General features: G+C 68.4%; 15 protein-coding genes. 5 read left to right on the top strand and 10 right to left on the bottom strand.

Annotated elements, in window-relative coordinates; all coding sequences use genetic code 11:
* Positions 1-3: 3 nt before the first annotated feature.
* From ACFYZB_RS04185 to ACFYZB_RS04195, 3 genes are all read right to left on the bottom strand, one after another.
* Entirely contained in the window at positions 4-5,283 is a 5,280-nt protein-coding gene (locus ACFYZB_RS04185; protein WP_388754091.1) for a phage tail tape measure protein, read from the bottom strand.
* Positions 5,276-5,509 (bottom strand): hypothetical protein, encoded by a 234-nt coding sequence (locus ACFYZB_RS04190; RefSeq protein WP_388754094.1) that lies wholly within the window; start codon positions 5,507-5,509, stop codon positions 5,276-5,278. The genes ACFYZB_RS04185 and ACFYZB_RS04190 overlap by 8 nt, the downstream gene beginning before the upstream one ends.
* Before the next feature lie 178 nt (positions 5,510-5,687).
* Entirely contained in the window at positions 5,688-5,927 is a 240-nt protein-coding gene (locus ACFYZB_RS04195) for a helix-turn-helix domain-containing protein (RefSeq protein WP_388754096.1), read from the bottom strand.
* 465 nt (positions 5,928-6,392) lie between these two features.
* On the opposite strand from ACFYZB_RS04195, the gene ACFYZB_RS04200 reads away from it, so the two are divergent.
* The 5 genes from ACFYZB_RS04200 (at position 6,393) to ACFYZB_RS04220 (ending at position 9,468) form a co-directional block, all read left to right on the top strand.
* Positions 6,393-6,596, top strand: coding sequence for a cold-shock protein (locus ACFYZB_RS04200; protein ID WP_387737168.1), 204 nt, complete (start codon positions 6,393-6,395; stop codon positions 6,594-6,596).
* Between the two features lie 218 nt (positions 6,597-6,814).
* On the top strand, positions 6,815-7,543 hold the full coding sequence (locus tag ACFYZB_RS04205) for a hypothetical protein (protein WP_388754099.1): 729 nt from the start codon (positions 6,815-6,817) through the stop codon (positions 7,541-7,543).
* Between the two features lie 220 nt (positions 7,544-7,763).
* Complete coding sequence (locus ACFYZB_RS04210) at positions 7,764-8,228, top strand: hypothetical protein (protein WP_388754101.1); 465 nt, start codon at positions 7,764-7,766, stop codon at positions 8,226-8,228.
* Between the two features lie 111 nt (positions 8,229-8,339).
* Positions 8,340-8,882, top strand: coding sequence for a DUF4236 domain-containing protein (locus ACFYZB_RS04215; protein ID WP_388754104.1), 543 nt, complete (start codon positions 8,340-8,342; stop codon positions 8,880-8,882).
* 88 nt (positions 8,883-8,970) lie between these two features.
* Complete coding sequence (locus ACFYZB_RS04220) at positions 8,971-9,468, top strand: DUF3883 domain-containing protein (protein ID WP_388754107.1); 498 nt, start codon at positions 8,971-8,973, stop codon at positions 9,466-9,468.
* A 100-nt stretch (positions 9,469-9,568) separates the two neighbouring features.
* On the opposite strand, the gene ACFYZB_RS04225 is transcribed toward ACFYZB_RS04220, so the two are convergent.
* The 7 genes from ACFYZB_RS04225 to ACFYZB_RS04255 form a co-directional block, all read right to left on the bottom strand.
* On the bottom strand, positions 9,569-9,817 hold the full coding sequence (locus tag ACFYZB_RS04225) for a hypothetical protein (protein WP_388754109.1): 249 nt from the start codon (positions 9,815-9,817) through the stop codon (positions 9,569-9,571).
* 335 nt (positions 9,818-10,152) lie between these two features.
* Complete coding sequence (locus ACFYZB_RS04230) at positions 10,153-10,578, bottom strand: hypothetical protein (protein ID WP_388754112.1); 426 nt, start codon at positions 10,576-10,578, stop codon at positions 10,153-10,155.
* 76 nt (positions 10,579-10,654) lie between these two features.
* The gene (locus ACFYZB_RS04235) at positions 10,655-11,104 is read right to left on the bottom strand and encodes a hypothetical protein (RefSeq protein WP_388754114.1); all 450 of its coding nucleotides are present in this window, start codon (positions 11,102-11,104) and stop codon (positions 10,655-10,657) included.
* A gap of 103 nt (positions 11,105-11,207) precedes the next feature.
* On the bottom strand, positions 11,208-11,369 hold the full coding sequence (locus tag ACFYZB_RS04240) for a hypothetical protein (RefSeq protein WP_388754116.1): 162 nt from the start codon (positions 11,367-11,369) through the stop codon (positions 11,208-11,210).
* The gene (locus ACFYZB_RS04245; RefSeq protein WP_388754119.1) at positions 11,366-11,704 is read right to left on the bottom strand and encodes a hypothetical protein; all 339 of its coding nucleotides are present in this window, start codon (positions 11,702-11,704) and stop codon (positions 11,366-11,368) included. The genes ACFYZB_RS04240 and ACFYZB_RS04245 overlap by 4 nt, the downstream gene beginning before the upstream one ends.
* Positions 11,701-12,165, bottom strand: coding sequence for a hypothetical protein (locus ACFYZB_RS04250; protein WP_388754121.1), 465 nt, complete (start codon positions 12,163-12,165; stop codon positions 11,701-11,703). Before ACFYZB_RS04250 ends, ACFYZB_RS04245 begins: the two co-directional genes overlap by 4 nt.
* A gap of 87 nt (positions 12,166-12,252) precedes the next feature.
* Positions 12,253-13,092, bottom strand: coding sequence for a helix-turn-helix domain-containing protein (locus ACFYZB_RS04255; protein ID WP_388754122.1), 840 nt, complete (start codon positions 13,090-13,092; stop codon positions 12,253-12,255).
* Positions 13,093-13,094 lie beyond the last annotated feature (2 nt).

The raw sequence follows: 13,094 nt of genomic DNA on the forward strand, positions 1-13,094 counted from the left end.
TGTTCAGGTGAGTGCGGTCATGTGGCGGATGAGGTCGGCGCGCTGCTCGGCGAAGCTCTGGCTGGCGGCGTTGATGGTGACGTTGTTGATGCGGTCGCCGTGGCCCTTGCAGTCGGGGGCGTGGGCGACGGCTGCTGCGTAGGTGCGGGCGGGTACGAGCTGGAGGCCGTAGGCGGCTGCTGCGGCGGCGAGGAGGCCGCGGCTGCGGCTGCTGCCGTTGAGCGGGATGAACGCCTCGGGTCCGGCTTCTCCGGCGATGAGTGGCGTGGCGCTGGTGAGGATGCCGCCGGCCGCCATCGCCTTGCCGCCCTGGGATACCCACTGGCGAACGAAGACGTCCTTGTTCGCGTGTGGCAGAGCGCCGATCTGCGCGGTCATCTTCGGCACCAAAGCCTTGATGACGTCGGTGGACAGCCCGGCCGCGATCAAGTCGGCGTACCCCTTGCCCGGTCCGCTGCGCAGCGTGGACAGCAGGGTGAGGCTGTCCGTCAGGTCTTGCCCGGTCAGCGTGTTCTGCGCCTTGCTGACCTGCGAGTTCGCTGACGCTGCCGCCTTGCTGTTGCCCGCCGCCTCATGGGCGAGCGTCATGGCGTTGGCGTCGCCCTGCGAAGCGAGCTGCTGCGCGAGGTCGCCGAAGCCCTCCGCGGCCAGCTTCTGCAGGTCGGCGGCGAACTGCTGGCTCTGCTGGGTCGCCCCGCCGAGCTGCTTCTGGTAGTCGGCCAAGGTCACTTTCGCGGTGTCCCCGGTCTCCTTGAGCTTCTTGATGATGTCCTGGAACTGCTTGTTGCTGGCTCCGGCCAGCTTGTTGACCAGTGCGGCGCCGTCCTGGCCCATGGACTCCAGCATGGCCTCGACGTCCGCGCCGCCCCGCTTGCTGATCTTTGCGAGGTCGCCGCGCCACTTGTTCGTCGCGGCGAGGCTGTCGTTGAGCTGCTTCTCGTAGGCGTTCAAGTCGAAGCCAGTGGGCGGCTTGGCGCCCCTCCTGACGCCAAGGTTCTTGTCTGCGGCGTCGACGTGCGCGCGGTCCGTGGCCACCGTCCTGTCGGCTGCCCGCTTTGCCGCCTCCGCCTTGTTGACCTTGTCCTCGGCAGCCCGGAGCTGAGCGGCCGTGTGGTGGTGGCGGCGCACGTAGGACAGGTTTTCCTCAGCCGATCTGAGAGCGTCGGCCTTCTTCTTCGCGTCCGCCAGGGCGCTGTTCAGGTTCTTCCAGTCGTCCGTCAACGTCTGGATGTCGTAGTTGTAGCGGGACATCGGATCCGTCGGTCCACCCAGGACCGGCGTCGCGGTCGGCGAGTACGTGAACCCGGCCAGACCGCCGGCCGCGTAGCGCATGGCGTTGAGCCGGTCGAACATGGCCAAGCCGTACTTCTGCACGGCCGCAGCCTTGATGACGTACTCGCCGTTGCTGATGAGGGCCGGAATGCTGTCCGACGTGCCCGTGCCAGGCCCGAAGATTGCGCCACCGAACGGGATGTACTGCACGGGACCGCCGACGGCGCGGCGGATGAGACCACCCTGGGCGTGGCCGCCGGTGGCCGAGTTCCCGCTGTAGCCCTCGTTACGAACCTGCTGGTAGAAGGTCGTGACGGTGATCGTCTTGCCGTGCAGGCCGTCGATGTAGCTCTGGATCTGCTGAGCGGCCGAGACGGGTCCGCCCGTGGGCAGGGTGATCGTGACTGTCTTGCCGTGCGTGTGGTCGATGTGGAACCCGAGCGTCTTCAGGGCGTCCTCGGCGTCCTTGGTGAGGGCGCCCATGGTCACGGTCTTGCCGTGGGTGGCAGCCACCTTGGTCTGTACGGCCTGCAGGTCGGCGATGGCCTTCGCGGTCTGTGCATCGACCGGAACGTCCTTGCCCGGGATCTTCTTCGCAATGAGAGCGTCCAGGGCCGCCTGCGCCTTTGCGGTCGGCGCGGTGATTTCCATCTGCCGGCCGCCTGGCAGCGTCTTCACCTTGATGCCGACAGACTCGAGGGCCCGGACCGCGTCCTGCGTGAGTGCGGCCACCTTGATGGTGGAGCCCTTCGGCATGTGGTCGGCGAGGCCCTGTACGTACAGCAGCGCCTGTTCGGTGGGGGTGAGGTCGTTGACCGCGAGGCTGATGGCCAGGTTGGACGGGATGAATTGCATCTGCGCGGCCAGCGTCTTCGCCTGATCGGCAGACAGGCCGAATGCCTCACCGGCCTTGACCGCCGCGTTCCACGCCGTCTGCATGGGCCGTTCAGCCTTCTGCAGCGCCGGGACCACACCCTCCCCGTTGGCCCTCGCGTAGTCGTATGTGGCCGAAGCGGCCGCAGCGGCACCCGTGTTCAGCGCCTGCAGCTTGTTCCACAGGGTCTGGCCGTTCTGGGAGGTGGTGTTGAGGCTGCCGTCGACCTGCAGCAGGGCGCGGCCGTACCCCTGGGAGCGGTCGACGCCGTCCTTCCAGGAGCTGTTCAGGTCGAGCATCGCCTGGTTCATGGTGGCCACAGCCGCCTCGACTTCCAGCTCGCCGCCGGAGAGCAGCTGGAGTGCATTGTGCAGGGCGTCGGCTTTGGTGCTGGCGTCCGATTCGGCGCTGCCAAGCGTGTTGATGAGGTCCTTCAGCCGGCGGGTCGGGTCCGTGGCGTTCGTGGTGGCGTCACCACCGCCCTTGATTGCGGCCGCGAGATCCTTCTGCCGCTGGATGGCCTGCGGGAACTCGCCGGACAGGCTCCCGAGGGCGTCGGCGGCATTCTTGTAGATCTGCCCCTGCGGCGAGTACACCTGCGTGGTCGTCTTGCCGTTGGTGATCCACTGTCGGTTCGCGTCTGCTGCCGCCTGGAGCCTCTTGCGAAGGGCGTCGACGCTGGTTCCCTGGCCGAGGTAGGCGTTCGTGAGGGTGAGCGCGCTGACTCCGGCGGCCTTCATGACGTCCAGCAGTTGCGTCTTGCCGTCCTTCAGCTTGGCGTCTGCCAGGGTCTGCACAACGGATGCCCGGACGTTGCCGTTGATGGCACCGTTGGAGTCCTGCAGCGCCTGGGCGAGGCTGCTGATCCGCTGCTGGTGAGCTGCCGCAGCCGCTGCTGCTTCCTGCTGCTTCCTGGACAGCATGTCGAGGCCGACCATGGCGGCGCCGATCGCGACACCCCACGGGCCGCCGAGGAAGGCCCACAGGCCGCGTGCGGCGCCGAGCAGCCCGCGGCCCGCTCCGGTGCCGAGAGCGGCGGCAGCGCCGCCGGCCGCGGCTCGGAAGCCGGCGAACCGGCCTCCCGCCTCCTGGATGGATCCGGAGACGCTGCGGAAGCTAGTCGCCATCGAGGCGAACGTGGGCGAGCGCCGCGAGAGTTCCTCGACGACGCCGCCGAAGCGGCCCAGCGTCACACCGGCCTGCGCAGCGAGGACCCGCTGGTACAGGGAGGCGTCGCCGATCCCGCGGAAGGCGTTGATGCCAGCCCGGCCGAAGTCGGCCACCGCGGTCTGCATGCCCTGGATCTGGGAACGGAAGGGCCGCATGGCGAGCATGGCGAGCACCGACAGTTGGATCGGGCCGGGCAGCGCGGCGAAGGCGTGGCCGAGGGCGCCGACAAGTTCTCCAATCGGGCGCAGGACGCCGGTCATGTCGCCGATGAGTCCGATGCCGACCTGGAGGCGGCCGGTGAGGATGCCGAGGGCGCCAGCTCCGGAGGTGACCGAGGAGAACACGGCGTGCAGGCCGCCGAGGAGCGGGCTGGCGGCCGCCGTGGCGTTGCCGAAGGCCGTCTCGACGGCGTGAACGCCGGAGACGAGGAGCGGCACCGAGGAGACCGCCACGCCGGCCAGCGCCACCTTCATGGGAGCCGCGAAACTCGCTGCCTCCCGCGCGATGCCGCCCGCGGCACCCTTCAGCTTCGCTTCGACGGTGGGCCCGTAGATGTCCCACAGGTCACCGGCGATCCGGATGCCGTCCTTGATGTACGGGATGGCGGCCGAGACGCCCTGGGTCATCTCGCGGGTGATGCCCTCGAGCATCGGGGACACCCCGAGGTACACCTGAAGGAAGGCGCTTTGGAGTTCCTTGCCCAGGGTGCGCATCGCGCCGCCCAGCCCCTTGGACTCGGCCGAGGCAAGGGCTGCGGCGCCGCCGACCCGGCCGACCTGCTGGCTGAAGCTGTTGAAGGCTTCGCCGCCCTGGTGGGCCAGGGCGATCATCCCGGCCATGGCGGGCTTACCGAAAGCCATCGCCGTCGCGCTCATAAATTGCTGCGTGGTCAGGTGTTCCTGGGCATTGCCGAGCTGCGTGATGACGTAGCCGAGACCCTTGAACCGCCCGTTTGAGTCGTAGGCCTGGATGCCGAGGGTCTTCAGGCCCTCCGAGACCTGCTTCGTCGGTCGACTCATGTTGACCAGCGCCGACCGTAGCGCGGTACCGGCGGTCTCGCCGATGATGCCGCTTTTGCCGAGCAGGCCGACGGCGGTCGCGGTGTCCTGCAGAGAGACGCCAGCGCTGTGGGCGACGGGGCCCACGTACTTCATGGCGTAGTAGATGTCCATGAGTTCGCCGGACGCCGCGTTGGACGTGTTGGCGAGCGTGTCCGCGACCTTCGCCGCGTCCGAGGACTTCAAGCTGAACTGGTCCATGATGTCGCCCTCGATGCGGGCGGCGGTCGCGACGTCGGTACGGGCGGCAGAAGCCAGCTGAATCGTGCCCCTGGCGGCCTTAATGGCGTCGCTGGCGGACAGGCCGGCCTTGGCCAGCTCCACCATCGCGTCGGCGGCTTCCGCGGCGTTCGCTCCGGGCAGCTTGATGTCGGATCCGAGGCTCTGCGCTTCCTTGCCGGCGGCCGCCATCTGTAGCCCCGAGGCGCGTGTGACCTCGAGGAACTTGTTCATGCTGTCGTTGTATTCGTTGCCCGCGTGGACGATGTCGTGCAGGCCCATGAAGATGGCGCCGCCGGCCAGCAGCAGACCCAAGTGCTTGACCGGTTCGAGGGCCGACTCCACGCCGGAGCGGATCCCAGCGAATCCCCCGCGGGCCTCCGACTCCATCCGCCGGATCGCGGGCGAGACAGCCAAGGTCTCATCCCGCATCGCCCGGGTACCTCGCTGCGCAGCCAGTGCTGCGGCCTCCGCCTCGGAGAGGCCGGCCGCGCCACCGCGGGCACCCGCACCCATCGCCATCATGCCGGCGCGGGCAGCCTCCCCGTCCACACCGAGGGCCCGCACGCTGCGGCCGGCGACTGCGGCGGCCTCGCCCACGCGCGCGATGTTCGCGGCGCCCCCGCGCATCGCCGCATCGACGCCGGGGAGTTCGGCGACGACCCGTACACGAACTGTGCGGTCAGCCATTCCAGACCCTCCCCTCACGGCAGGCCGTCAGGATCTGGTCGACCACCGCGTGCGCGGCTACCGGCCCGAGCGGGGAGTGGTCGGCGAGTTTCCGCATGGCGTCCTCGTCGACCCACACCCGCGGCACGCCGTCCTCGTCGGGGGCGACGAACGCCTCGACCCCGTGACGGGCGCCGAACGCCATCACGTCCGCATTGGAGAGTTCTGGGATGTCGTCGCTGGTCATGCCGCCTCCGTAAGACCGTGGGAGGCCTGATAGGTGGGACAGTTGAGGGGGGCGTGGGTGTTTCCGCAGCCGTACCGCCGCTTGCACAGGGCGGCGCCGCAGCCGAGGGGGCACCGGTTGTAGTAGCCGCGTGCCAGTGGGCGGGCGCAGGACGCGCAGAAGATCCGGGCCTTCGCCGTCATGCGGCGGTCCCGGCAGCGATGACAGAGGATGCGTCCTCTATCAGGAGGTCCTCGATGGGCCGACCCAGAGCCTCAGCCATTGCGGCGAGGACGTCGATGGGCGGCGTGACGCGTCCGCGCTGATACTCCTGCACGGAGTAGGCGGAACGGCCGATGCTGATGGCGAGTTGTTCGATGGAGACGCCGGCTGCCTTCCGGGATTCACGGAGCAGCTGGCCTGAGAAGTGCCGAGCCACGGGAATGTCTCCTAGAAACACAAACACCGAGCACGACTGACCTCTTGTGGGTCTCAGTCGTCTCGGCTTCCCGTTGCGGGCTGTACGGGCCCCCATTGAGGTGGGCCTGCTTCGCCGTTCTCCCCTACCTGCGACCCCACTTTGCGTGGGGCTGCGCTTCTCGGGGATAGAACTCGATGTTCTATTTTGATCGCATAGTACTACAGGGAGAGTTGATGCGGGTAGTGACGTTCCCCGCAGGCAAGCGACGGCAATGTCCCGATTGGGAAGGCGGCACGTTCGGGTGTGGCCCGGTGGCTGCGGTGCGTGTAGCGTCTGTGCTTGGTAGTCGTGGTTCTGAAGGATGTTCGCCCGTGACGTGCTCGCGGGCGTTTTTGCTGTTCAGACACATTCCCAGAGCCGAGGCGACCATCTTCGGGGTTCGCGCGGTGCGACCCTGACACGAGTCTTTTGATGGAGGCTGGCGTGGCCAGTGGAACAGTGAAGTGGTTCAACGCGGAAAAGGGCTTCGGCTTCATCGAGCAGGACGGCGGAGGCCCCGACGTCTTCGCCCACTACTCGAACATCGACGCCCAGGGCTTCCGGGAGTTGCAGGAAGGCCAGAAGGTGACCTTCGACATCACCCAGGGCCAGAAGGGCCCCCAGGCGGAGCACATCCGCCCCGCCTGACAACGCACGGCGGGGCCCCGGCCGCATCCACCGGCCGGGGCTCGCCCGTCTCGCCCCGCCTTCAGACCTGCGTGGTCCGGACGGTGGGGCGTCGTGCTTTGTCGAGCCTGCGGTTGCCCCGAGGTGTCGAACCGGTCGTCACGTTCCGGCAACAACGCGGCGCGCTCCGTGCACGGCTGTCACTGTGGGCGCACATCATCTCCACAAGGGGGCAACCTGTGTCTGTTCCGCCACCATCTCCCGCCGCGCCGCCGAAGAAGCGGAACCTGGCAAAAGGCTGCGGGATCTTCGCGGCTGCGGCCGTCGGCCTGTTCGTTCTGTCTGCCGTCGTCGCGGGGATCGCCAGCGGAGGGAAGGACGGCACGGCAAAAAACGATGCGAAGGCGTCGGCATCCTCGTCGCCGAAGTCGTCGCCTAGCAAACGCCAGGGCTCGAAGCCGTTCGCGGCCGCACCGTCCCACAAGCCGAGTCCCGCACGGCAGCAAAGCCACACCGCCGTCAATGGGCTGGAGCACGGTGCGCAGCAGGGGTTGGGGAACTGTGTCATCGACTACAAGGACGCCCAGATGGGGCAGGGTACGTCGACGTTCAGCGCCGTCGTACTGAACGACTCGGGCCAGCCTTACGCGCCGGCAGACAGCGACCCCTACAGCGTGAACTACGAGATGACGGTGACCGGCACGGACGGTACGAAATACGCCGTCGATGAGGTCCTCGGCAGCGGCTCTAGGACCGCTGCGGACAACCCCGGCGGCTCCGACTGGTTCACAGTCAACCAGGGGCAGGTGCAGGTCAGCGCGAACTCCACCGAGGGAATGGTGGATTCGACTGTGCCTGTCTCGCTGGCTCAGGTGAAAGGCGTGCGGGGGGACATCGTGGTGACCAACCAAAACGATAACAACTACCTCAAGCAGGAGGATTGCGCGGTTCGCCCTGCGCAGGGGTAGACGACGAACGGCGGAAGCGGGTGACTGCCTGCAGGTGGCGATCGGCCCCGCCTGCTGACGCGGGCCGGTCCCGTGCTGCTGTCCCGACGGTGAGGATCCTCGGGGCGTGCCGGGCCCCCAGATGGGGCCCGGCTTTTTCACGTTCCGGCAACAGCGGCGCTTTCATCCCGTACAGCTGTCACAGTGTCTGCACCAATTCGCGCCACTTCTGGGGGGAATCGTGCGCCGCACCGTCTCGGCTGTCGTTCTGCTCGCCTGTCTGCCGCTCACCGCTTGTGCCACAAGAACCGCGGCCGGGGCAGTCCCAGCCGTGACGGTGACGCGCACCGCGTCGTCCTCCGTGTCGCCCAGCCCCAGCGTCACGTTCCTACCCGACGACGTGATGCAGTCCCTGAGCACGCTCAGCGCCGACATGAAGAAGATCGTCCACGATGGCGACAACAGCACCGCCGAATCCGAGGATTGCGGGAAGCTCGGCGCCGACGCCAGCTCGGCGAACGTGCAGACACTACCGAACCCGGCATGGCAGCAGCAGTGGCGCAAGACCATGAGCGAGCTGCAGAAGGGCGCCAACGAGTGCTCCACCGGACAGAGCACCGGTGACATCCCGACCCTGCAGCAGGGACTTACCGACGTGACCGCCGCCAACGAGGACCTTCAGACCTTCCTCAAGATGACCGGCTGAACCCGGCACCCCATCAGGCGCCGCTGAGCGATGAAGGAAATGTCGGCGCCCGGTAGGGACAGCGTGAAGGCCGGGTGCCACAATCCCGACACCGCGTCCAAGGAGGAGCCCGTGGGGTTCAGCTACCGCAAATCGTTCAAGGCCGGCCCGATCCGTGTGACGGCGTCCAAGTCCGGCATCAGCTACAGCGCGGGCGTCAAGGGAGCGCGTGTCACCAAACGCGCCGACGGGCGAGTGCAGACAACCCTCTCGGCTCCAGGTACCGGCATGCGGTACACCACGACGGCCAGCCGTCCCACCGCCCGGCAGACGCCCCGTAACGGCGGCCCGTACACGGTGATCAGCGGGCGCTACAGGTGGGCGGGTGAGGCCGCCAGATTCAAGGGCTTGGGGTTCTGCCGGATCAGGCTTTACCCGGACCGCGTGGAGATCAGACGGCCCGGTATCCGGGTCGTGATCCCGGCACACGACATCGTCGAGGTACGGTCCGGGGCTCCGTCATTGTCGGCGCACGCTTACCTGTGGTTCGTCGTACCGCAGGATCAGGCCGGGTACACGGCGGACTCGCATCAGCGTCTGATCATGTTCAACACGTTCAGGCCTGGTCACCGCCGTACCTGGCGCCGCTTGGCAGAGTTGCTCGAGCAGCGTTAAGCCGTCGAGAGGGTGCTCGGGACTGGCCGGGGCTCCGGATGGGCCCCGGCTTCTCCATCACGATCCTGTTCAGCCAAGTGGGGGAGTCGTGAACCCGACTGAGCGCACCGCCGTTGAATTGGCGATCCGCTACGAGCGATCACAAGGCCGCAAGGTCACCTACGTCGGCGATGGCTGGCCTTCTCCGGGCCTTGCCGGGGAAGTTCGAGAGTGGGGTCAAGGGCGCCACCCTGGCGCCCGTAGCTTTACGTGTGACTTGGTGTCGCGTGAACCGGATGGCAGCTTCGCCCGGTTGATTGAGGTGAAGGGCAAGGGATCGCGCCGCTCGTCGGTTCCGATCATCGACCGGCAGCGGGAGGCAATGCTCGGCCTCGGGCCGGACTGGTGGCTGTACGTCGTTCTGGACTGCGATACGACCCCGGTACTGGTCGTGGTCCGGGAGCCGAGCAGGCTGCCCTGGAAGTTGATCACTCCCGCCCGGGAGCTTCTGGAAGGGCGATTCCGCGGAGTGGGCGACGAAGGTAAATGGGGCACGATGCCAGCGGACGTCCTCGCCGCGGGGGAACAGGTCGACGTCCCCTCGTGACTCTGCGGGGGCACGTCGACGACCGGCCCCTCCTGCTGAGGCGGGGGTGGCCCGGGACTGCCGGGGCCTCCGATGGGGCCCTGCTCCTTCTCGAGGGCCACTACCGGCCGACGTCGCGGCGGCTGCGGACGGCCGTCCATGCCGGCCCGGCGAGATCGACGACCACCATCCCGTCTGCAGCCCCGCGGGCGACGATCCAGCCCTTCGCCTTGAGCCCTTCGAGCTGTTGCCGAACGTCAGGGCCCAGCTCCTCGACGAGCTGCGCCTCCCGAGGCTGCGTGCCGGCGTCCAGGAGCTCCGCGATCCGGAAGACGAGCGCTTCCTCCTCAGCAGTGATACGGAAGTCCATGCGCTGACGCTACGTCCCCGCCGACCAAGGCGCGCGGCCACCCCTCGGGCCCGGCGCCATCACGACCAAGCCCCGGCGGATCTGCGTTGCTCAGACGGCCATGCAGGTGTGGGCGCGCTGCCCATACCTCGCCCAACCGTGGTGATATCGCCACGGTTACCAAGGGGTGTAACCGCATGGATGATGCGGTTCCCTGGCCTTGATCTGCTGCTTGAGTGGCAGGTTGGCACCCGTATGGCACGCGTGGGAATCGGCCGCAGACATGCGGAAGGCCCCGCTCATCCGCCACGGGGGAGGCAGACGAGCGGGGCCGGTTCACTGGTGCGGCTGGGCCGTCAGGCCGCGTACTGGGGATAGAAGGTCGGCTTCGGAGCCGTCTGCTCGGCGGTGAGAGCAGACACGGTGAGCGCGCCGGTTACCAGCGTGTTCTGGCCGCACCAGGTCCCGATATCCACCTGCCAGCCGCCGGCTTCCATTTCCCAGTCTTCGTTCGGGAGCTTCACGACGACGTCGCTGCCGCAGATGAACGAGCGGTTGGCCTGCGACACGATCCACATCGCCTTGTCCACGTCGCTGTCCCTGTCCCGGCAGCACCTGTCCGCCATGGACCACAGCTTGCGCCAGTGCACTCCCGGAGTGACGGGCCCGACGTAGGCGATCGTCCGACCGTCCACGAAGGCGCTTGCGTAGCCGAAGACGGGCCCGAACATCGAGAAGACGCAGACTCGCCCCTGGCCCTTCGCTGCTTCGGCAGTTGCCATGGAATCTCCCTTTTGTGCTTCGTGTCCGGGATCGTGAGGGCCGGACTCTAGCGGTGGGCACTGACAGCGGCCGGCGTCAGCAGCACGGGCCGTCGCCGCAGCAGGTCGGCGCGTTGCACTCCGCCGCCTTGGGCCACAGACGCTCGTCGACCTCGAAGCCTTCCGCGTGAATGCGGGCCTGCACGTCCTGCATGAGGCCGCGGGTGCGCATCTTGGATTTCGGGGCGTGGTGCAGGAAGTAGCCGAACTGCTGCTGGCACCAGGCCTCGTACCATTGGGTGTGCAGGATGAGGGTGTGCCAGCCCGGGTCGACCGTCTCGGATGGTGCCATGACGTCGCCGGACTGAGTGGTGCCCATGACGTAGGCCAGGGCGAGGGCCTGGTCGATGATGCGGTCGGCGACGCTCTGTTCCAGGCCGTATTCCTCGGCGCAGAAGTCGGCGAGCATCCGGAAGTCCTGCTCGGTGACCAGGTCGCGGCCGTGTCGGGTGGCGGGCGTGGTGGGCTGGTCGAGGGTCACAGTCATCTGGAAGTCCTTTCTTCCGTGATCTGTGGGGTGCGGAGATGCGGTCTCCGTGCCGTCGTGCGCCCGCCCTGAACGCCACGCGTCCGAGCGGGAGTCGGATCGGCTACGCGCCGAAGCGCCGTGCGGGATAGGTCTGCTGCGGGGCCGGCGCGCACCGCTTCTCGTGGACGTACACGGTCGTGATCGGACCGGTGGGCCGGTCGTGGACCACCGGCCGGGAGTCCTCGCCTTGCCGGATCAGCTCGTCGCAACGCGCGCAGATCACCGGCGGAGCTCCAGGGCGAGGGCGTGCAGGGCGCGGCGCGTCTCGCAGAGCGTGGCGTCGTCCGTGCACTGCTCGCACCGGCCGGGGTGGTCGTTGCGCGCGGCCAGTACGGCGCGCCGGGTGCAGGGCCGGCAGGAGCGCGGGAACCAGTGCCCGCCGTCGGTGTCGCGCTCGCCGAGGTCGATGGCCGTCGCAGTGGACAGCGGCTCGCCACCCCACACGCACTCGGCACCGCGCGCCCTGGCGTCGGGCAGGACCTCCAGGGGCGGCAGCAGGATGAGCGGCAGGAGGCCGGCGGGGATGTCGACCAGGGCGCGGGTCTCGACGGTCGTCATGCGCGGGCCTCCGCTTCGGTGCGGTAGCCGCCGGGGCCGAACGCTGCGGCGATGAGCGCGGGATCGTTCAGGTGGCCCGTTCCGTCAGGGCGCCACAGCCAGAACCTGCCGTCCAACTGCCAGCCGGTGGGCGGGCAGGACAGCGACCAGCCCGCAGGATGCACGACCAGGCGGTGGACGTCGGCGAGCTCTTCGGTGGCGTCCGGCGCGACCAGCCAGTACATCTTGTTGGCGTCGGGGTCGGCGAGGACGGGTCCGTGCGGCGAGTCGCGTAGCTGGGAGGCTGCCGGCCATCCCTGGGTGAGGCTGGACTCGGCGACGAGCCAGTGAGCGCCGGACGGGATGGGGGCGAGGCGTTCCTCGTCCCACGCTGCGCGGACGAGGGCGGGGTGTTCGCTGCATTCGGCGAGCCACGTATCCCCGGCCTCGTACAGTGCGGCGAAGCGCATCGGATGGGCCATGACCAGCACGTTAGGGACGGTCGAGAATCAGCGGAGGGTCTGATTCGCGAATATTCGCCTAGCGCCTGTCGTGATTCGCCGGGATGCTCAGGCGAGATCGGAGGCCTGGGCGCGGGCCCGTCCGAGCAGCCGGCGAGCCTGCGTGCCGTACACGGCCGATGCGGCGAGCGTGTCCCACACGCGGCGGTACAGGGCGACGGTATCGGCGTCGTCCAGCCAGAGTTCGGCGTGCCAGTCCTCGACGATGGCGAGGCGGTCGTCGTACAGCCAGAACGCGTTGGCCGGCGGGATGGCCAGCTGGGCGCCGAAGGGCACGATGCCCAGCTGCACGGTGTCCAGACCGATGACGGACGTCAGCCGGTCCATCTGCCCGGCGAGGACGTCGCGGGGCGCTATGCAGGCGTACAGGGCCGCCTCCCACAGCAGGAGGTGGAAGACCCGGCCGGGCTCGTACAGCAGCGCCTGGCGGGCGACACGGGCCCGCACGGCGTCCTCGACGTCGCGGGGCGACTGCTGCAGTTCGGCGTAGTGGGTGAAGACGTGGCGGGCGTACTCCGGGGTCTGCAGCATGCCGACCACCATCGACCCCTGCCACGCCCGCAGTTCGGTGGACCGCTCGTATTCGATGGTGAGGACGTCCTGAACAGGGCGGTGTCCGGCGCGCAGCTGGCGGCGCCATGACCGGGTGTGGGTCTCCAGGCCCTGCAGCCGGGCGATGAGTTCCTCGGCCGCCGTCGGATGGCCGGTGGCCGTGGCCCATGCTGCGAGGGCTTCCGGTGTTGCGGTCTGTCGGCCGGTCTCCAGCTTCGAGACCTTGGCCTGTGGCCACTCCAGCAGGGCCGCCAGCTCCCGTTGCGTGCGCTGGCCGCGCAGCTCACGGAGCCGGCGGCCGAGCGCCTCGCGGGCCTGCTGGAAGTCCGTGGTCACAC

Source organism: Streptomyces sp. NPDC001852 (assembly GCF_042891825.1).
Taxonomy (GTDB): domain Bacteria; phylum Actinomycetota; class Actinomycetes; order Streptomycetales; family Streptomycetaceae; genus Streptomyces.